Genomic DNA, 19,385 nt, shown 5'->3' on the forward strand with positions numbered 1-19,385 from the left:
TCTCACTGTCACTTTTAAATTACCTACATTTTTCAGGGTTACTCATGTTAACGAAAATCCGTGTGGTCACCAGCCTGCTACTGGTGTTGCTGGTGTTCGGGCTGTTACAGGCCTTCTCCGGTTCTGTTTTCTACTCCGCATTAAGCCACGACAAGCAGAGCTTTGCCGTGTCGCAGCTGGCGATGCAAAACACCCAGGCGCTTAATGACGCCTATATGAGCCTTAACCAGAGTCGTGTGTTGCTGACCCGCATTCAGCTGCGTATCGCCACCAGTAAACTGGAAGGTAAAACGGCCGATATCGCCTCGCTGTTTGAGGAAAGTCAGCGTTTCCAGCAGGCTGCAGCGGGTTTCTACAAGACGTTCAAAGAGACGCCAGATACCCCAGGGCAGGATGAGCAGCTTAACAATCAGCTTGACCAGCGCTTCAGTGATTATGCGGGCGCGCTGAACAGCCTGCAGAGTGCGCTGCAGGTCAATGATATGGCCGCAGCCGCAAAAGCCCCGGTGGCCCCGAGCCAGAGTGCGTTTCTGACGCTTTACCGCGAATGGCGCGCCGATCAGAGTCGCCTGACCACGCTGGGCGTGGCCGAGAACAGTAACGCTTACAGCCGTATGATGTGGATTCTTGCCGCCATTATGGTCGTTGTGATCGCCGTGATCGTGCTCTGCTGGTTTGGCCTGCGCAAAATCGTGATGACACCACTCAACAACAGCATTAATCACATTCAGCATATTGCCCAGGGCGATTTAACCCAGCCGATCGCGGTGGAAGGGCGTAACGAGATGACGCAACTCGCCGCCAGCCTGCATGAAATGCAGCAGTCGCTGGTCCGCACCGTGACCAATGTGCGTGACGGATCGGATGCGATTTTCACCGGTGCCAGTGAGATCTCTGCCGGAAACAATGATCTTTCCGCCCGCACCGAACAACAGGCGGCATCACTGGAGCAGACGGCGGCCAGTATGGAGCAGCTCACCGCCACCGTGAAACAGAACGCCGAGAACGCCCGCCAGGCGTCACAGCTGGCACTCAGCGCGTCCGAAACCGCAGAAAAAGGCGGTAATGTGGTGGCTGGCGTGGTGAAAACCATGAGCGAAATCGCCGGCAGTTCGAAGAAGATTGCTGACATCACCAGCGTGATTGATGGCATCGCGTTCCAGACGAATATTCTGGCGCTCAACGCCGCCGTTGAAGCGGCGCGTGCCGGTGAACAGGGGCGCGGTTTTGCGGTGGTCGCAGGCGAGGTGCGTAGTCTGGCGCAGCGCAGCGCCCAGGCCGCCAAAGAGATCAAAGGACTGATCGACGATTCAGTCAACCGCGTCAGCGTGGGTTCGCAACTGGTCGGTACCGCCGGGGAAACCATGAGCGATATCGTCAGTGCGGTCACGCGCGTCACCGATATCATGGGCGAAATCGCCTCGGCGTCGGATGAGCAGAGTCGCGGTATCGATCAGGTCGGGCAGGCCGTCACCGAGATGGATCGCGTCACCCAGCAGAACGCCTCGCTGGTGGAAGAGTCCGCGGCAGCGGCCGCTTCGCTGGAAGATCAGGCCAGCCGGTTAAGCCAGTCAGTCTCGGTCTTTAAAATCAAACGTGAAGCCAGGCAGACGCTGACAAAGCATTTGCCGATTGCCGCGCCCGCCACGGCGCCGCTGGCACCGCGCAAAGCCCTGACGGCCCCGGTCAGTGATACGCACTGGGAAACCTTCTGATGTAAAGCTGCGCATCCTGTGGGATGCGCAGCCACCCCCTTTATTCCTCTGCTTAAAGCCAAACTCAGCAGCTCCTGCTAATAAAATTAATTACAAAAGCCACTTCTCTTCTGAAAGCGCTGAAAAGCGTTAATTAATCCTATAAACACGCCGATATAGCCGCTGCACCTAAATTAACCTGCAGGGGAACGAGATGTTAAAAAAAATAAAAGTGGTGACCAGTTTAATCGCAGTCCTGGTTATCTTTGGCGCGCTCCAGTTAGTGGCTGGCAGCCTTTTCTGGTCAGCGCTTAATAAAGACAAAGAGTCCTTTGCACTGTCACAGGTCTCTAACCGCAATGTCACCGAGATGACAGACGCTTATATTTCATTAAATAACAGCCGTACCACGCTGAACCGCGGCATGCTGCGCTTACAGACCAGCATGGCATCGCAGATGAACGGCGGTCAGCTTGATGAGCTGATCACCAAAGCCAATAAGCAGCTGGCGGAAGCCGATCGCCACTTTAAAATTTATTACCATCTGCCAACTACGCCGGGCCTTGATGAAACCATGGGCGACAAGCTGGAAGCCGATTACGCTAATTACGAAAACGGCCTGAAAGCGATGGTGAAAAGTTTACAGGCGCGTGACCTGGAAGGAATGTTTAAACAGAATATTGAGCAGAAGCAGGTGGCGATGCAGGAGAGTTACAACCAATGGCGGGCGCGTCAGACCGAACTCTCCGATAAAGGTATGGAACAGAATCAGACAGCCTTTAAGCAGATGATGTGGCTGCTGGCTATCATTGGCGTTGCGGTGCTCGCGGTGATTATTACGTGCTGGTTTGGCCTGCGTCAGGTTCTGATTCAGCCGCTGCAACAGCTGCTGGCGCAGATTCGCGCTATCGCCTCCGGCGATTTGACCCAGCCAATTGTGGTTGAAGGACGCAATGAGATGAGCCAGCTGGCGGCCGGCATCCAGGAGATGCAGCAATCGCTGGTGATGACGGTCGGTAATGTGCGTGACGGCTCTGATGCCATCTTTACCGGTGCCAGCGAAATCGCCGCCGGTAACAACGACCTGTCAGCCCGCACCGAAGAGCAGGCCGCCTCACTCGAGCAGACTGCAGCCAGCATGGAGCAGCTCACCGCCACGGTGAAGCAGAATGCTGACAACGCCCGTCAGGCCTCGCAGCTGGCGCTGACCGCCTCGGAAACCGCGCAGCAGGGCGGCAAAGTGGTGAACGGCGTGGTGACGACCATGAAAGAGATTGCGGGCAGCTCGAAGAAGATCGCAGATATCATCAGCGTGATCGACGGTATCGCCTTCCAGACCAACATCCTGGCGCTGAATGCCGCGGTTGAAGCGGCGCGTGCCGGGGAACAGGGGCGCGGTTTTGCGGTAGTGGCCGGTGAAGTGCGCAGCCTGGCACAGCGCAGTGCTCAGGCCGCCAAAGAGATCAAAGGCCTGATTGAGGACTCGGTGTCTCGCGTCAACAGCGGTTCACTGCAGGTTGAAAGCGCCGGCAGCACCATGAATGAGATTGTGGGTGCCGTGACCCGCGTAACCGATATCATGGGCGAGATCGCCTCTGCATCAGACGAGCAGAGCCGCGGTATTGAGCAGGTCGGTCTGGCCGTCACCGAAATGGATCGCGTGACCCAGCAGAACGCCTCGCTGGTGGAGGAGTCTGCCGCTGCCGCTGCCGCACTGGAGCAGCAGGCCAGCGTCCTCACCCAGGCTGTCTCGGTTTTCAAAATTTCCCGCGCCTGATTTTCTGCCTTTCAGCGTGGTGGCGGTTTAAAGCCGTTGCCACGCATAAAGTTCCCCCCGACGCCGCCGATAAATAAACACGAATCGCCAACCAATGAGGTGTTTATGTTTAGTCGAGTGCGCGTTGTTTCCGGCCTGCTGAGTGTGCTGGCGCTGTTTGCGCTGCTGCAGCTGTTTTCCGGCGGAATGTTTTTCAAAACTGTCAGTTCAGATAAAGAGAATTTTGCCTACAACCAGCGTCTGAATACGTTGCAACAGGCGATGGGCACCTCATGGGTTTCGCTGGTTCAGGCGCGCAATACCCTTAACCGCGCCGGTATCCGTTTTCTGCAGGATGCGCAGATGTCGGGATCGGGCGCCAGCGTAAAAGAGCTGGTCGCACTGGCGGGCGAGGAGCTGAAACAGGCTGAAGTCAACTATCAGATTTTCAACGATAACCTGTCAGAACAGGGCAAAACGGCTGAAAACGTTCTGGCGTTGCAGGCGAACTACAAGGCCTATCACGATGCGCTGGCAGAACTGATGGTGTTCTTCACCACCGGCAACTTCAAAGGCTTTGTGGATCAGCCAACGCAGAGTTTCCAGGACAAGTTCCAGAAAGATTACAGTGCCTGGCTTGAGAACAACAAAGCACTGTCACAGCAGGGTGTGGAAGCCAACCAGCAGGCTTACAGCCGCTCCATCACTATCGTCATCGCCACGCTGGCCGTGACGTTGCTGATGATTATCCTGGTGTGGAACGTCATGCGCTCGGTGCTGATCCGTCCTCTGCGTCAGAGCATTGAGCACATTCAGCACATCGCACGCGGCGATCTGACTCAGCCGGTTGAGATTACCGTACGCAACGAAATTGGTGAGTTACTGACGTCACTGCAGCATATGCAGCAGGAGCTGGCACGCACTGTCCGCACCGTCCGTGACGGCTCGGAAGCCATCTATACCGGTGCCAGCGAAATCTCCATCGGCAATAACGATCTCTCTTCGCGTACCGAACAGCAGGCCGCCTCGCTGGAGCAGACTGCTGCCAGCATGGAGCAGCTCACCGCGACCGTGAAGCAGAATGCCGAAAACGCCCGTCAGGCGTCGAAGCTGGCGCTGACCGCCTCTGAAACCGCACAGCAGGGCGGCAAAGTGGTGGATGGCGTGGTCACCACCATGAAAGAGATTGCGGGCAGCTCTAAGAAAATTGCCGATATCACCAGTGTGATCGACGGCATCGCCTTCCAGACCAACATCCTGGCACTGAATGCGGCGGTTGAAGCAGCCCGTGCCGGTGAGCAGGGCCGCGGCTTTGCCGTGGTGGCGGGTGAAGTACGCAGTCTGGCGCAGCGCAGCGCCCAGGCCGCCAAAGAGATTAAAGGTCTCATCGAAGATTCCGTTAGCCGCGTTAATACCGGCTCGGTGCTGGTAGAGAGCGCCGGTGACACCATGAGCAACATCGTCAGCGCGGTCACACGCGTCACTGACATCATGGGCGAGATCGCCTCTGCGTCAGACGAACAGAGCCGTGGCATTGACCAGGTGGGCCTTGCGGTGACCGAGATGGATCGCGTCACGCAGCAGAACGCCTCACTGGTTGAAGAGTCAGCGGCAGCAGCTGCAGCGCTCGAAGATCAGGCAAGTCACTTAAAACAAGCGGTATCAGTGTTCAATATTGGTAAAGAATTTGTCGCTCAGGCCGTTAACAAGACAACGGCGACAAAAACGCTCCAGTCAGATGCACCGTTAGCCGTTGGTCGTTCGTCTGCGGTACGCAGCGACGACAACTGGGAAACCTTTTAATCGCCCGTGGCCCGGCCGCCATTTAGCCGCCGGGCATCGCAGCAGAAAAATAATATATTCAGTTCGGGCCAGGTGCAGAGATGAAAAAATCGACAATTTTAGATCAAAGTGAGACGACAACGCTGCTGTCGCAGATGGTGCAGCGTTTACCGCTCTCCGATACGCATTTTCGTCGTATCAGCCAGCTGATCTATCAGCGTGCCGGTATCGTACTGGCCGATCACAAGCGTGAGATGGTCTACAACCGCCTGGTTCGTCGCCTGCGTACGCTGAATATCGATGATTTCGGTCGCTACCTGGCGCTGCTGGAGTCCGATCCGAACAGTGCCGAGTGGCAGGCGTTTATCAACGCCCTGACCACCAACCTGACCGCGTTCTTCCGCGAAGCGCATCACTTCCCGATTCTGGCGGAGCATGCACGTAAGCGCCAGGGCAATTTCAGCGTCTGGAGTACCGCGGCGTCAACCGGCGAAGAGCCTTATTCCATCGCGATGACACTGGCGGAAACGCTGGGTACCGGACCGGGCAAGTTCCAGGTTCATGCCAGCGATATTGATACCCAGGTACTGGAAAAAGCGGTATCGGGTGTTTATCGCCAGGAAGAGCTGCGCACGCTGTCACCCGCGCAAATGCAGCGCTTCTTCCTGCGCGGCACCGGTCCACACGCCGGAATGGTGCGGGCGCGTCCTGAGCTGACCAACCTCGTCACCTACGCACAGCTTAACCTGCTGGCCAACGACTGGGCGCTGCCGGGTCAGTTCGACGCAATTTTCTGTCGCAATGTGATGATCTATTTCGATAAAGAGACGCAGGAGAAGATTCTGCGTCGGTTTGTGCCGCTGCTGAAGCCGGGTGGCATCCTGTTCGCCGGACACTCAGAAAACTTTAGTCAGATCAGTAAAGAGTTCTGGCTGCGTGGACAAACCGTCTATGGACTGACGAAGGAAAGATGATGAGCAAAATCACCGTGATGTGCGTAGATGACTCTGCGCTGATGCGGCAGTTGATGACCGAGATCATCAACAGCCATCCGGATATGGAGATGGTCGCTACGGCGCCCGATCCGCTGGTCGCCCGCGATTTGATCAAGCAGTTCAATCCGCAGGTGCTGACGCTGGATGTGGAAATGCCGCGCATGGATGGCCTCGATTTCCTGGAAAAACTGATGCGGTTACGGCCAATGCCGGTGGTGATGGTTTCATCGCTGACCGGAAAAGGCTCCGAAATCACCCTGCGTGCGCTGGAACTGGGGGCGGTGGATTTCGTCACCAAACCCCAGCTCGGCATCCGCGAAGGCATGCTGGGCTACAGCCAGATGATTGGCGACAAAATCCGCGCGGCGGCCCGGGCCCGCCTGCACAACCGTGCAGCGATGCCGGTGCCCGCGACGCTGAAAGCGGGGCCACTGCTGAGTAGTGAGAAGCTGATTGCGATTGGCTCCTCTACCGGCGGCACCGAGGCGATTCGTCACGTGCTGCAGCCGTTACCGGCCACCAGTCCGGCGCTGCTGATTACCCAGCATATGCCGCCAGGCTTTACCCGCTCTTTTGCCGAACGTCTGAACAAGCTGTGTCAGATCACGGTGAAAGAGGCCGAAGACGGTGAGCGTATTCTGCCGGGGCACGCTTATATCGCGCCAGGCGCGATGCACATGGAGCTGGCCCGAAGTGGTGCCAACTATGTGGTGAAACTGAATGAAGGTCCACCGGTCAACCGGCACAAACCCTCAGTGGATGTGCTGTTTAAATCGGTGGCAACGTACGCCGGACGAAATGCGGTAGGGGTCATCCTTACCGGAATGGGCAATGATGGTGCCGCCGGGATGCTGGAAATGCATCGGGCAGGTGCCTGGACTATCGCCCAGAACGAAGCCAGCTGTGTGGTATTTGGCATGCCGCGTGAGGCCATCGCCACAGGCGGCGTGAGCGAAGTCGTGGATTTAAGCAACATCAGCCAGCACATGCTGGCGAAAATTAGCGCCGGACAGGCATTGCGTATTTAACAGGCCCGTCCCGCCGGGCGAGACAACTCAGGAGTAGATATGGCTGATAAAAACATGCGCTTTTTGGTAGTAGACGATTTCAATACGATGCGTCGTATTGTGCGTAACCTGCTGAAAGAGCTGGGCTTCAATAACGTAGAAGAAGCGGAAGATGGTGTGGATGCCCTTGGCAAACTGAAAGCGGGTGGCTTCGACTTCGTGATTTCCGACTGGAACATGCCAAACATGGATGGCCTGCAGCTGCTGCAGACTATTCGTGCCGACGCGGCGATGAGTTCGCTGCCGGTGCTGATGGTGACCGCGGAAGCGAAGAAAGAGAACATTATCGCCGCCGCCCAGGCGGGAGCCAGTGGATATGTGGTGAAGCCATTCACTGCGGCAACCCTGGAAGAGAAGCTGGGCAAAATTTTCGAAAAACTGGGCATGTAAGGGGATGTGATGAGCGACTTTCCGAAACCAACTGAGGATGCCGCGGCACACGACATCATTTCACGTATTGGCTCACTGACGCGCATGCTGCGCGACAGTCTGCGCGAGCTGGGGCTGGATAAAGCCATTGCCGATGCAGCTGAAGCCATTCCTGATGCCCGCGATCGTCTTGATTATGTGGTGCAAATGACGGCGCAGGCAGCCGACCGTGCGCTGAACTGTGTTGAAGCAGCACAACCCCATCAGGATAAGATGGAAGCCGGGGCAACTCAGCTGAAAGGGCGTTGGGATGCGTGGTTTGAGAACCCGATTGAACTGGGTGATGCGCGGGAGTTGGTGACGGATACGCGCGAATTCCTCACCGCCGTGCCAGAGCACACCGCCTTTACCAACAAGCAGCTGCTTGAAATCATGATGGCACAGGATTTCCAGGACCTGACTGGTCAGGTAATCAAGCGCATGATGGATGTGATCCAGGAGATTGAGCGCCAGCTGTTAATGGTGCTGCTGGAGAACATGCCAGAAGTCAGCGCTGAGAAGCGTCAGGAAGGCACCAGCCTGCTGAATGGTCCGCAGATCCACGCCGATGCACCGGGTGTGGTGGCGAACCAGGATCAGGTTGATGACCTGCTGGACAGCTTAGGATTCTGATCCGGTGTTGTCCGCCTGCGGGCGGGCAAAACGGCTCCCGGCGTCAAAAACAGGGTCACCTTCGGGTGGCCCCGTTCCGCATTGTCAGACCCATCCCCGAAAGAACGCCTGTTTTCCCCATCTTATCTCCGCTTTAACTTAAGCCAGATTTGGCATTCTAAGCTCAGAATTCCTGCCAACCGAGGTTTGTCGTGGCTGAAGATAGCGACGAAGACAAAACAGAATCGCCCACGGCCCACCGACTTGAGAAAGCGCGTGAAGAGGGCCAGATTCCGCGTTCGCGCGAACTGACGTCACTGCTGATGCTGCTGGCCGGCATCATGATCCTGTGGATGGGCGGCAATATGATGGCGCACCGGCTGGCGGCCATGGTGGCCACCGGGCTCCGTTTTGACCACGGCATGGTCAGGGATGACAAAATTATCGTCAGCCACATCGGCAGCCTGATCACCCAGGCACTGATGGCGCTGCTGCCGCTGATGGGCGGGCTGGTGCTGGTGGCGATTGCCGCGCCCATGCTGCTTGGCGGTATCATTTTCAGCGGCAAATCGATCAAGTTCGACCTGAAAAAGCTCAATCCGATGGCCGGTTTTAAGCGAATGTTTGCGGCACAGGCGTGGACCGAACTGTTTAAAGGCATTCTCAAAACCATTCTGGTGGGCGCAGTAGGCTGGTGGTACATCTGGAGTCACTGGCCGGAAATGTTGCGGCTGATCAGTGAAGCGCCCGTCACCGCGCTGATTCACGGCATGGAGATGATCGCGGTCTGCTGTTCGCTGGTGATGCTGGGGCTGATCCCGATGGTGGGATATGACGTCTTCTGGCAGCTCTACAGCCACTTCAAAAAGCTGAAGATGTCGATGCAGGAGATCCGTGACGAGCATAAGCAGCAGGAAGGTGACCCGCACGTTAAAGGGCGCATCCGGCAGCAGATGCGCGCCGCCGCGCGCCGCCGAATGATGGCCGATGTGCCAAAAGCCGATGTCATCGTCACGAACCCGACGCACTACTCAGTGGCATTGCAGTACAACGAGAAGAAGATGAGCGCGCCGAAAGTGGTTGCGAAAGGCGCGGGCGAGATCGCCCTGAGAATTCGTGAACTGGCTGCTGAACACCGCATCCCGGTTCTGGAAGCACCGCCGCTGGCGCGTGCGTTATACCGACATACCGAAATTGGTCAGCACATCCCCGGCGCGCTCTATGCTGCCGTGGCAGAAGTACTGGCGTGGGTCTGGCAGTCGCGTCGCTGGAAGCGCGAAGGCGGCCTGATCCCAACCAAACCAAAAAACCTGCCGGTTCCGGCAGAGATGGACTTTGCAGGAGAGAGCAAAAACGATGGCTAATAACCTGGCCGCAAAACTACGTTTACCGGGCAACTTTAAAGATATGCAGTGGCAGGTGCTGGCCGGGCCGGTGCTGATCCTGATGATCCTGTCGATGATGGTTCTGCCATTACCGCCGTTCATTCTTGATCTGCTGTTCACCTTTAACATTGCGCTGTCGATCATGATCCTGCTGGTGTCGATGTTCACCCAGCGGACTTTGGAGTTTGCGGCGTTCCCGACTGTTCTGCTGTTCTCTACGTTACTGCGTCTGGCACTGAACGTGGCCTCAACCCGTATCATCCTGATGGAGGGGCACACCGGTGCCGCTGCGGCAGGACAGGTCGTTGAAGCCTTCGGTCACTTCCTGGTGGGCGGTAACTTCGCCATCGGTATCGTAGTGTTTATCATCCTGGTCATCATCAACTTCATGGTTATCACCAAGGGTGCCGGTCGTATCGCCGAAGTGGGCGCGCGCTTTGTGCTGGACGGGATGCCTGGTAAGCAGATGGCGATCGATGCCGACCTCAACGCCGGGCTGATCGGTGAAGATGAAGCTAAACGCCGCCGTGCTGAAGTGACCCAGGAAGCGGACTTCTACGGTTCGATGGACGGTGCGAGTAAGTTCGTTCGTGGTGATGCCGTCGCCGGTATCATGATCATGGTGATCAACGTCATCGGCGGCCTGCTGGTGGGCGTAGTGCAGCACGGTATGGATGTGGGGCACGCCGCAGAGACCTATACGCTGCTGACCATCGGTGATGGCCTGGTTGCGCAGATCCCGGCGCTGGTTATCTCTACCGCAGCCGGTGTTATCGTGACGCGCGTCGCCACCGATCAGGATGTCGGCGAGCAGATGGTCACCCAGCTGTTTAAGGATCCTCGCGTGCTGATGCTCAGCGCCGGGGTGATTGGCTTGCTGGGTCTGGTGCCAGGCATGCCTAACTTCGTCTTCCTGCTGTTCACCGCCGCCTTGCTGGGTCTGGCCTGGTGGCTGCGCGGACGCGAAACGCAGCCGAAGAAGAAAGTGGACGTTGCTGGCAGCATCAGCAACAAAGCGGCAGCGGACACGCCCGCCGCCACTGAAGCATCCTGGACCGATGTACAGCTGGAAGATACGCTGGGCATGGAAGTGGGCTATCGCCTGATTCCGATGGTCGATCATCAGCAAAATGGCGAGCTGCTGGGCCGTATCCGCAGTATCCGTAAGAAAGTTGCGCAGGATGTCGGTTTCCTGCCGCCGGTGGTGCATATCCGTGACAACATGGAGTTGCCACCTGCGCGCTATCGCATTCTGATGAAAGGGGTGGAGATTGGCAGTGGGGATGCCTATCCGGGCCGCTGGATGGCGATTAACCCAGGCACGGCTGCCGGCAGTCTGCCGGGAGAAGCAACTGTCGATCCGGCCTTTGGCCTGGCGGCGGTCTGGATCGACAGCGCGCTGAAAGAGCAGGCGCAGATCCAGGGCTTTACCGTAGTAGAAGCCAGTACCGTGGTGGCAACACACCTTAACCATCTGATCGGCCAGTTCGCCAGTGAGCTGTTTGGCCGTCAGGAAGCGCAGCAGCTGCTGGATCGCGTGACGCAGGAGATGCCGAAGCTGACCGAAGATCTGGTGCCGGGGGTGATCTCACTGACCACGCTGCATAAGGTACTGCAGAACCTGTTGGTTGAGCGGGTCTCGATTCGCGATATGCGCACTATTATCGAAACACTGGCGGAACATGCGCCGGTACAGAGCGATCCGCAGGAACTGACCAGCGTAGTCCGTGTGGCGCTGGGTCGCGCAATTACTCAGCAGTGGTTCCCGGGCAATGATGAAGTGCAGGTTATCGGGCTGGATTCCACGCTTGAGCGTCTGCTGTTACAGGCGTTGCAGGGCGGTGGCGGCCTGGAGCCGGGGCTGGCCGATCGGCTGTTGAGTCAGGCACAGGCGGCATTGCAGCGTCAGGAGATGCTGGGTGCGCCACCGGTGCTGCTGGTCAATCATCCGCTGCGTGCGCTGCTGGCACGGTTCCTGCGCCGCAATCTGCCGCAGCTGGTGGTGCTCTCGAATCTGGAACTGAGCGACAACCGCCAGATCCGTATGACTGCCACCATCGGAGGCAAATAATGCGCGGGCTGCTGTTGGTGCTCTTCATGCTGCCGATGCTGGTTCAGGCGGCCGGGGGGGCCTGGAGCGCCACGGCCAACGGACCGCTGCTGGCGAATCGCGGCAGCTGGCAACGGACGCAGCCGCTGACGCCACCCGCCGATGTTGGCGGGGAGGTCAGCATCATTAACTGGCGTTATGAGCTGAGCAGACCTGCGCCGTCGGGCCTTGAAGTGCGGCTGTGCGGCGAACAGCGCTGCACCACGCTTGAGGGTGCCAGCGGCACCACGCGCGGGCTGGCACATCTTAACGCTGGAGAAACCCTGCATATGGTGTTTGGTTTTGCCGGCAGCGGGGCGCTGCCACCGGGATTACGGGTAGTGAGCAGCGAAGTCATGGTCAATTACGAGTAAGAGTCTCGTTGCTGAATTGACTGGCGCACCGCTGCACGGTGCGCCAGTGCGCAATGTGTCTTCAGGCGTTAACTCCCTTCATTCCCTCCTCAGAATAGCGACCGCCTTTGACCTCAATCTGCTGATGTATCGTATTCAGTAACCGCACGTCGTCCTCTTCCAGCCTGATATCCGCGGCGTGCGCATTCTCAGTGAGATAAGCAATCTGTTTGGTGCCCGGTATCGGCACAATTTTTTCATACTGTGCCAGCAACCACGCCAGCGCAATCTGTCCGGTGGTGGCGTGATATTTCTCAGCAAGTGGCGTCACCGCGTTAAGAAGCTGGAGATTGTGATCGATATTTTCCTGCCGGAAACGGTCATTATTTTTGCGGAAATCACCCTCGGCAAAATCGCTGTTTTTACGGTATTTACCCGTCAGGAATCCTCTGCCCAGCGGCGAATAGGGCACCAGTCCGATACCGAGTTTTTTCACCATAGGGAGAATCTCTTCTTCGATGTCACGCGTCCAGAATGAATACTCCGTCTGCAGCGCGGCCAGCGGATGGATCGCCTGCGCCCGATTCAGTGTTGAAGCCGATGCTTCACACAGCCCAATCCGGGCAATCTTTCCCTCCTGCACCAGACGGCTGAGACACTGCATGCTCTCCTCAATCGGTGTCGCCGGACTGATGCGATGCAGATAAAAGAGATCGATACGCTCAACGCCCAGCCGTTTCAGAGAGGCATGGCAGCTGCGGGTTAGGTAGTCGGGCTGATTATTGATAGTGCGGGCATAAGCCTCCTCCGCCGGACGCTCAATGCCACACTTGGTGGCGACGGTGAATTTCAGCCGTTCGGCTTTGCTCAATCCGGCAAGAAACTGGCCTATCAACTGCTCGTTGTGGCCGCGCCCGTAAAGGTCTGCAGTATCGATAAAGGTGATATCCAGATCACGCAGCCGGCTGAGCAGCTGGAGGGAATGGCGGTCATCGGTCTGACCATAAAATTCGCTGAGCCCCATCGCACCATAACCGATGGCGCTGACCTCCAGACCCTGAGTTAACGATCGCTTTTTCATCTGTCTCTCCTCGTAAGTGAGAGATGATTGTTTCACCTGGCGTGAAAGCAATGAATTGCTCTTTCGGTCATGCAAAAAAGGTATCAGCGAGCTTCAGGTACTATTGGTGCGGATAGTACAGCGACTTAGCCGCGCGGATGGGCGGGGGCTTCGGGTTCATCAGGCTGCGAGAGTGCGATCAGCGCATTAACAACTGCCGCATTGGTTTCATCGGCGCGAATAGCCGCATAAACGTCAATTGCCAGCTGTTTAGCTGCATCGTCAGCCAGTGGCCGGTAACAGAGGCCTGCCTGATGAAAGGTACATTTTGACTGCGGCATCAGGGCGAACCCTTTGCCTCTGGCGATGTGCGCCAGCATCAGCAGGGAGTCTTCTGGCTCTCTGACCCGTTTCAGCGTGACGCTGAGTGTGGAGAAGTAGCGCTCACATTTATCATAAAACTGCGGATTGGCACTGCGCGGAAACCAGCACAGCGGGAGGTCAGCCAGCGCCTCCAGCGCAACGTTTTCAGAGAGGCTGGCGGGGTGTGCTGACGGCATCGCAATCCGCAGTGGCTCACGGTATACCCAGGCATACCGGACGGTATCTTCCGCCTCCGGACCTTTTTCCCCGGTAAGGATCAAATCCAGGCTATTTTTCGCCAGGCTCTGCAGCAGCTGAGCCGAAGTGAGGCTGGGCATCTCCATCTCATCGCTGGCATGAAAAGCGGCGAGCAGCCGGTTAAGTGGGGAAATCAGTTCAAAGTTCAGCGTGCGGGTCAGCCCGATGCGTAGTCGTGCCGCGGCGGGCTGCGCATCCTGCTTCAGGGCACTCAGCGCAGTCAGGATCGCTTCCGCTTTCGTGACCAGCGCGTGGCCAGAATCTGTCAGGGTGACCTTATGCGTCGTGCGCCCGAAAAGCGGCTGGCCCAGCAGATCTTCCAGACTCTGAATCTGACGGGTGAGCGGAGGCTGCGTCATGCTAAGGCGTTCTGCAGCCCGGCGAAAATTAAGCTCGTGCGCGACCGCCAGAAAGCACTGTAACTGTTTAATTGTGGGAAGGTGGCTGCTGATGAGATGCGCGGCTAAAGACATGGCACCATCCTGCTGCTGAAAGAGTGGAGGGAGAACAGGGGAAACGTGAGGAGTCAGCAACGGAGAGGGAATTCCCTCTCCGTTGTAGCGATTACATGCGCTCGACGGTGTCGATACCGAGCGTATCCAGACCCTGCTTCAGTGTCTTCGCGGTCAGCGCGGCCAGCTGCAGTCGGCTCAGACGAGTCGCGTCTGATTCTGCGCTGAGAATCGGACAGTGCTCGTAGAATCCGGAGAACAGACCGGCCAGATCGTAGAGATAAGCACACATCACGTGTGGCGTACCGTCGCGAGCCACCTGCGTGATAACCTCTTCGAACTGCAGCAGGCGGGTTGCCAGCTGTGCTTCGCGCTCTTCGCTAATCACGATCTCTGCATCCAGCGAATCGGCATCAATGCCTGCCTTGCGGAATACAGAGAGCACGCGGGTGTAGGCGTACTGCATGTAAGGCGCCGTGTTGCCTTCAAACGCCAGCATGTTGTCCCAGTCGAAGATGTAGTCGGTGGTGCGACTTTTTGACAGGTCAGCGTATTTCACCGCGCTGATGCCCATCACTTCCGCCAGCGCTTTGACTTCCGCTTCGCTCATCTCCGGATTCTTCTCACGCACCAGCGTGTAGGCACGCTGCCAGGCTTCATCCAGCAGATCGGAGAGCTTGATGGTGCCGCCGCTGCGGGTTTTGAACGGACGGCCATCTTTGCCCAGCATCATGCCGAACGCATGGTGCTCCAGCGGCACAGATTCCGGCACATAACCCGCTTTACGCACGATGGTCCAGGCCTGAACCAGATGCTGATGCTGACGGGAGTCGATGTAGTAGAGCACCCGATCGGCTTTCAGCGTTTCGTAACGGTATTTCGCACAGGCGATATCAGTCGTGGTGTAGAGGTAGCCGCCATCCTTTTTCTGGATGATGACGCCCATCGGCTCCCCTTCTTTGTTCTGGAATTCATCCAGGAACACGACGGTCGCACCTTCGCTCTCAACCGCTAAGCCTTTCTGCTTCAGATCGGAGACGATGCCAGGCAGCATATCGTTATAGAGGCTTTCACCCATGACGTCGTTGCGCGTCAGCGTCACGTTCATACGGTCATAGATTTTCTGGTTCTGACTCATAGTGATGTCGACCAGCTTCTTCCACATCTGGCGGCAGTATTCATCGCCGCTCTGGAGCTTCACGACATAGCTGCGCGCGCGCTCGGCAAACTCAGGATCTTCATCGTAGGTGCGCTTGGCTTCACGGTAAAAGCCTTCAAGATCGGCCAGCGCCATCTCAGCGTGGTGTTCATTCTGCTGTTTTTCCAGGAACGCAATCAGCATGCCGAACTGCGTACCCCAGTCGCCAACGTGGTTCGCACGGATCACCTTGTGTCCGAGAAACTCCAGCGTGCGCACCGCCGCATCACCAATGATGGTGGAGCGGATGTGGCCCACGTGCATCTCTTTCGCAACGTTGGGCGCAGAGTAGTCGACCACAATGGTCTGGGGTTCGGCCAGTTGCACGCCCAGGCGCGGCAGACTCAGCGCTTCGCGGGCATGCTTTGCCAGCCAGTTGTGGTCGAGGAAGATATTGATGAAGCCCGGTCCGGCAATTTCAACTTTGCTGGCGATACCGGTCAGGTCGAGGTGCTGGATTACCGCTTCCGCTAATTGTCGCGGTGCCTGTCCCAGCTTTTTCGCCACGGCCATAATGCCGTTGGCCTGATAGTCTCCAAACTGAACCCGGGCAGACTGGCGAACCTGCGGTTCGCAATCGGCGGGTGCGCCGGCTAAAACCATTGCCTGACTGACTTTTGCGGAAAGAAGTGCCTGAATATTCACCGAGTTACCTTCATGTGCTGAACAACGCCCGGATGAAAAGCCGGGCTGTCATCATCTTGCCTGAGCGCATCGCGTAACGAATTGGCCGAAACGGATAGGACAGACAAAACGGAAAAAAATGAGGGGAAAAGTATACGTGAAATGTGGATGGGCGTCAGCAGTTGGATGAAGCGGGGAAACAGAGCTGAAGAAGATGTTTCCCGGAGGCGTTAACGACGTCGCAGATGACGGCGAGGGTTCTTTACGCTTTTATCTTCGCGCACCTTCCAATGGCGGGAAATTGCAAACCCCATCAGTGCGATCAGGACAGCGACAACGATGAGCATAGACATAGAGCCATTCCTTTTGGTTGTGTTAGGTCAAATTTATAGGAAGGCGGGGGAGGCTGCAATTGTTTGCCGTTCAAATAAGAGTTATCTTATTGTATTAAAGAAGGTCATTTAAATCAAATGCTTAAGGTGCTTTCATCAAGGAACTCATGGCCCTAAACAGGAGATAAATCCGAAATGAAAGATGTTATTATACGGTTTTGCGTTAAATTCCGGGCCAAATAAGATGAATCTTACCATTTTGTGATGCGGAGCACGCGGTGCACAATGAACCAGACTGATTATAAAGACTAAACAAACAGAGAGGAATCCCGGTGGCTGAGCAATCTTTTCCGGCAGAATTGGATGATTTAAAGACAGATTTAGGACGTTTTGAAGAATCGTTGCAAAGTTTTGCGCAGAGACTGGGTTTGCGCCTTAACGATCTGGAAGTTGACCATATTTCGCTGCGTTGTCATCAGGACACGACGGCAATGCGCTGGCAGCAAGGCCTGCAGCAGATTGGTACTGAATTTTCAGCAGCGATGATCAACGGAAGACAGATATGCCTGTTTAAACTACATGATCCGCTGTTCGTGGCGGGCAGGCAAGTTGATGTGGTTGAACTGCCGTGGCCGGGTGAAAAGCGTTATCGCCATGAAGGCTGGGAGCATATTGAAGTGGTGTTGCGCGGCGATCATCAGACGCTGGGCATGCGCGCGATGGCATTGCTTTCCGATGACGCGCTGACGCAGCCGGGTATTTCATTTAAAACCAGCTCACCGCAGGGCGAGAATGAGCGTTTGCCCAATCCGACCCTGGCGGTAACGGATGGGCAGACAACAATCAAGTTTCACCCATGGCGACTGGAAGAGATTGTCGCCAGCGAGCAGAACTAGATACGGGCGGCTACTGCGCGCTTCAGGCGCGCAACGGCCTCATCCAGCAGCGCGCGGGTACAGCCAAAATTGAGCCGGACAAACTGGTCATTGCCAAACTCGCGACCGGCGGTTAAGCCGAGTCCGTGCTTCTCAAAATAGAGGGCAGGACTGGCCACACCCAGCGCACTGGCGTCGATCCAGGCCAGGTAGGTCGCTTCCGGCGCGGCGACGGACAGACCGGTCATTTTATTAACCTGTGAGACCAGCCAGTCACGATTACTTCGCAGGTAGGTATTCTGCGCCTGCAGCCAGGGTTCACCTTCGCGCCATGCCGCTGCCGCGGCGGTGAGCGCCAGAATATCCACATCCGGCACAATACCGCGTCGCATTCGGTTAAAGCGCGCACGCAGTTCAGCATCAGGGATAATGGCAATGGACGCACCCAGACCAGCAATATTAAAGCTCTTGGAGGGTGACATCAGTGTCACACTGCGCTGAGCGGCATCTTCACTCAGCGACGCAAACGGAATGTGTTTAGCGCCCGGTTCCAGCAGCAGATCGCTGTGGATCTCGTCTGAACAGACGATAAGATCGTGCTTATGCGCAAATTCCAGCTGCGCCTGCAGTTCGTCGCGCCGATAAACGGTGCCGCCCGGGTTCTGCGGATTACACAGCATTAACAGCCGCTCTTTGCTGGTGAACTGATCTTCAGCCGCATCCATATCCAGCACCCAGCGTCCCTGTTTCAGCGTCAGCGGCAGATTGAGCTGACCCCGTTCTGCCAGTTTTGCCGAACCGCGAAACGGTGGATAGATTGGCGTAGGGGCAATCGTCAGCTCGTCCGGCGCGGTAAACGCACGCACGGCGAGATTAAGCCCGCTCACGACACCCGGCAACACCACAATCCACTCCGGATTAACGTGCCACTGATAGCGTGAGGCGAGCCACGCTATCGCACTGTCAATAAACGCCACCGGCGTATCACCATAACCAAAAATCCCATGCACGGCGCGGGTCTTAATTGCCTCGATGACGCAGTCAGGGGATCGGAAATCCGTATCTGCCACCCACAACGGCAGAATGTCCTGGTCCGCATATTTGTTCCATTTAAGGCTATCGCTGTGACGACGGTCTATCCGTTGGTCGAAATTGAATGCCATAGTTAACTTTCCCGGTAAACTCATTCCAGCAGCCAGACTAACTGATGAATCTGCCTTGAACCAGAGTCATGTAAAGGAGAAGAGAATGACCACACTGGAAATTTGCTGCTATGGCGTGGATTGCGCCGTGACCGCACAACAGGCGGGCGCTGATCGGGTTGAACTTTGTGCCGCACCGCGCGAAGGCGGCCTGACCCCGTCTGCGGGGATGCTGAATGCCGCCCGGCGCGAGGTTTCGATTCCGGTTCATCCTATTGTCCGGCCACGGGGTGGCGATTTTTGTTACACCGCACGTGAATTCGAGGCGATGAAATCGGATGTGGCGTTAATTCGTGAACTCGGTTTTCCCGGTCTGGTGATTGGGATGCTGGATGAAGACGCCCATATTCATCAGGGGCAGATGCGACAGATTATGGCGCTGTGTGACGGTCTGGCGGTGACCTTCCATCGCGCCTTCGATCTCTGTCACAGCCCTAAGCGCGCACTGGAAGCGTTAACGGATTTGGGTGTAGCGCGCATTCTGACATCCGGTCAGCAGCAGAGCGCTGAAAACGGAATTGCATTACTTCGGGAACTAAATGAGACCAGTACCGGTCCTATTATTATGGCAGGTGCGGGCGTGCGTCTCAGCAACCTGCAAAAGTTTCTCGACATGGGGATTGATGAAGTCCATAGCTCGGCCAGTCGCCTGACGGCGTCACCGATGCGCTACCGCAAAGCGGGTGTCTCCATGTGTTCTGAAGCCGAAACCGATGAGTTCAGCCGCTACTGCGTAGACGGCGATGTGGTTGAGGCGATGAAAAGCGTGATGCAGATGAGCACCGTTCGGGTTGCCTGAACCACAACAGATTTTGCCGCGCAGCACGCCGATCATTGACGTGGTGTTTGCAAGTACCAAACCCCAGTACAGCTTGCTGGG

At 56.7% G+C, this 19,385-nt stretch carries 17 protein-coding genes; 12 read left to right on the forward strand and 5 right to left on the reverse strand.

What is annotated here, in order from left to right; all coding sequences use genetic code 11:
* Window positions 1-44: 44 nt before the first annotated feature.
* From K6R05_RS07965 to flhE, 10 genes are all read left to right on the forward strand, one after another.
* Complete coding sequence (locus K6R05_RS07965; RefSeq protein WP_161733163.1) at window positions 45-1,715, forward strand: methyl-accepting chemotaxis protein; 1,671 nt, start codon at window positions 45-47, stop codon at window positions 1,713-1,715.
* A 193-nt stretch (window positions 1,716-1,908) separates the two neighbouring features.
* The gene (locus K6R05_RS07970; protein ID WP_222925364.1) at window positions 1,909-3,471 is read left to right on the forward strand and encodes a methyl-accepting chemotaxis protein; all 1,563 of its coding nucleotides are present in this window, start codon (window positions 1,909-1,911) and stop codon (window positions 3,469-3,471) included.
* Between the two features lie 105 nt (window positions 3,472-3,576).
* The gene (locus K6R05_RS07975; RefSeq protein ID WP_222925365.1) at window positions 3,577-5,253 is read left to right on the forward strand and encodes a methyl-accepting chemotaxis protein; all 1,677 of its coding nucleotides are present in this window, start codon (window positions 3,577-3,579) and stop codon (window positions 5,251-5,253) included.
* Between the two features lie 80 nt (window positions 5,254-5,333).
* Window positions 5,334-6,206, forward strand: a complete 873-nt coding sequence (cheR, locus tag K6R05_RS07980) for a protein-glutamate O-methyltransferase CheR (protein ID WP_161733157.1) — start codon at window positions 5,334-5,336, stop codon at window positions 6,204-6,206.
* Window positions 6,206-7,255 carry a protein-glutamate methylesterase/protein-glutamine glutaminase gene (locus K6R05_RS07985; RefSeq protein ID WP_150015331.1) on the forward strand — a complete coding sequence of 350 codons (1,050 nt, stop codon included), beginning with the start codon at window positions 6,206-6,208 and terminating at the stop codon, window positions 7,253-7,255. Before cheR ends, K6R05_RS07985 begins: the two co-directional genes overlap by 1 nt.
* Window positions 7,256-7,294: 39 nt before the next feature.
* Complete coding sequence (gene cheY / locus K6R05_RS07990; protein ID WP_010258559.1) at window positions 7,295-7,684, forward strand: chemotaxis response regulator CheY; 390 nt, start codon at window positions 7,295-7,297, stop codon at window positions 7,682-7,684.
* 9 nt (window positions 7,685-7,693) lie between these two features.
* Window positions 7,694-8,335, forward strand: coding sequence for a protein phosphatase CheZ (gene cheZ / locus K6R05_RS07995; protein ID WP_013358224.1), 642 nt, complete (start codon window positions 7,694-7,696; stop codon window positions 8,333-8,335).
* A gap of 191 nt (window positions 8,336-8,526) precedes the next feature.
* Complete coding sequence (gene flhB / locus K6R05_RS08000; RefSeq protein ID WP_161733155.1) at window positions 8,527-9,678, forward strand: flagellar biosynthesis protein FlhB; 1,152 nt, start codon at window positions 8,527-8,529, stop codon at window positions 9,676-9,678.
* Window positions 9,671-11,770, forward strand: coding sequence for a flagellar biosynthesis protein FlhA (gene flhA, locus K6R05_RS08005; RefSeq protein ID WP_098050260.1), 2,100 nt, complete (start codon window positions 9,671-9,673; stop codon window positions 11,768-11,770). Before flhB ends, flhA begins: the two co-directional genes overlap by 8 nt.
* Window positions 11,770-12,162 (forward strand): flagellar protein FlhE, encoded by a 393-nt coding sequence (gene flhE / locus K6R05_RS08010; protein ID WP_161733153.1) that lies wholly within the window; start codon window positions 11,770-11,772, stop codon window positions 12,160-12,162. Before flhA ends, flhE begins: the two co-directional genes overlap by 1 nt.
* 61 nt (window positions 12,163-12,223) lie before the next feature.
* On the opposite strand, the gene K6R05_RS08015 is transcribed toward flhE, so the two are convergent.
* The 4 genes from K6R05_RS08015 to K6R05_RS22105 all read right to left on the reverse strand — a co-directional run bounded on the left by K6R05_RS08015 (window position 12,224) and on the right by K6R05_RS22105 (window position 16,449).
* Window positions 12,224-13,222, reverse strand: a complete 999-nt coding sequence (locus K6R05_RS08015; RefSeq protein WP_222925366.1) for an aldo/keto reductase — start codon at window positions 13,220-13,222, stop codon at window positions 12,224-12,226.
* A gap of 125 nt (window positions 13,223-13,347) precedes the next feature.
* Entirely contained in the window at window positions 13,348-14,295 is a 948-nt protein-coding gene (locus tag K6R05_RS08020; protein WP_222925367.1) for a LysR family transcriptional regulator, read from the reverse strand.
* A gap of 91 nt (window positions 14,296-14,386) precedes the next feature.
* Window positions 14,387-16,117: an arginine--tRNA ligase gene (gene argS, locus K6R05_RS08025; RefSeq protein ID WP_222925368.1), complete on the reverse strand. Its 1,731-nt coding sequence runs from the start codon at window positions 16,115-16,117 to the stop codon at window positions 14,387-14,389.
* A gap of 209 nt (window positions 16,118-16,326) precedes the next feature.
* The gene (locus K6R05_RS22105) at window positions 16,327-16,449 is read right to left on the reverse strand and encodes a hypothetical protein (protein ID WP_009089698.1); all 123 of its coding nucleotides are present in this window, start codon (window positions 16,447-16,449) and stop codon (window positions 16,327-16,329) included.
* Between the two features lie 311 nt (window positions 16,450-16,760).
* On the opposite strand from K6R05_RS22105, the gene K6R05_RS08030 reads away from it, so the two are divergent.
* The gene (locus tag K6R05_RS08030) at window positions 16,761-17,324 is read left to right on the forward strand and encodes a VOC family protein (RefSeq protein ID WP_161733145.1); all 564 of its coding nucleotides are present in this window, start codon (window positions 16,761-16,763) and stop codon (window positions 17,322-17,324) included.
* On the opposite strand, the gene K6R05_RS08035 is transcribed toward K6R05_RS08030, so the two are convergent.
* Window positions 17,321-18,466: a MalY/PatB family protein gene (locus K6R05_RS08035; RefSeq protein ID WP_222925369.1), complete on the reverse strand. Its 1,146-nt coding sequence runs from the start codon at window positions 18,464-18,466 to the stop codon at window positions 17,321-17,323. The genes K6R05_RS08030 and K6R05_RS08035 overlap by 4 nt on opposite strands.
* Window positions 18,467-18,551: 85 nt before the next feature.
* Here K6R05_RS08035 and cutC point away from each other — a divergent pair, with 85 nt between their 5' ends.
* The gene (gene cutC, locus K6R05_RS08040; protein WP_161733140.1) at window positions 18,552-19,304 is read left to right on the forward strand and encodes a copper homeostasis protein CutC; all 753 of its coding nucleotides are present in this window, start codon (window positions 18,552-18,554) and stop codon (window positions 19,302-19,304) included.
* Window positions 19,305-19,385: the final 81 nt, after the last annotated feature.

Source organism: Pantoea alfalfae, from assembly GCF_019880205.1.
Lineage (GTDB): Bacteria > Pseudomonadota > Gammaproteobacteria > Enterobacterales > Enterobacteriaceae > Pantoea > Pantoea alfalfae.

Bases quoted from the DNA above. Each gene is read 5' to 3' on its own strand.
- cutC (WP_161733140.1), top strand. From the start codon at position 18,552: ATGACCACACTGGAAATTTGCTGCTATGGCGTGGATTGCGCCGTGACC.
- K6R05_RS08035 (WP_222925369.1), bottom strand. From the start codon at position 18,466: ATGGCATTCAATTTCGACCAACGGATAGACCGTCGTCACAGCGATAGC.
- K6R05_RS07985 (WP_150015331.1), top strand. From the start codon at position 6,206: ATGAGCAAAATCACCGTGATGTGCGTAGATGACTCTGCGCTGATGCGG.
- cheZ (WP_013358224.1), top strand. From the start codon at position 7,694: ATGAGCGACTTTCCGAAACCAACTGAGGATGCCGCGGCACACGACATC.
- cheR (WP_161733157.1), top strand. From the start codon at position 5,334: ATGAAAAAATCGACAATTTTAGATCAAAGTGAGACGACAACGCTGCTG.
- cheY (WP_010258559.1), top strand. From the start codon at position 7,295: ATGGCTGATAAAAACATGCGCTTTTTGGTAGTAGACGATTTCAATACG.
- K6R05_RS08015 (WP_222925366.1), bottom strand. From the start codon at position 13,222: ATGAAAAAGCGATCGTTAACTCAGGGTCTGGAGGTCAGCGCCATCGGT.
- K6R05_RS22105 (WP_009089698.1), bottom strand. From the start codon at position 16,449: ATGTCTATGCTCATCGTTGTCGCTGTCCTGATCGCACTGATGGGGTTT.
- K6R05_RS07965 (WP_161733163.1), top strand. From the start codon at position 45: ATGTTAACGAAAATCCGTGTGGTCACCAGCCTGCTACTGGTGTTGCTG.
- flhE (WP_161733153.1), top strand. From the start codon at position 11,770: ATGCGCGGGCTGCTGTTGGTGCTCTTCATGCTGCCGATGCTGGTTCAG.
- K6R05_RS08020 (WP_222925367.1), bottom strand. From the start codon at position 14,295: ATGTCTTTAGCCGCGCATCTCATCAGCAGCCACCTTCCCACAATTAAA.
- K6R05_RS07970 (WP_222925364.1), top strand. From the start codon at position 1,909: ATGTTAAAAAAAATAAAAGTGGTGACCAGTTTAATCGCAGTCCTGGTT.
- K6R05_RS07975 (WP_222925365.1), top strand. From the start codon at position 3,577: ATGTTTAGTCGAGTGCGCGTTGTTTCCGGCCTGCTGAGTGTGCTGGCG.
- flhA (WP_098050260.1), top strand. From the start codon at position 9,671: ATGGCTAATAACCTGGCCGCAAAACTACGTTTACCGGGCAACTTTAAA.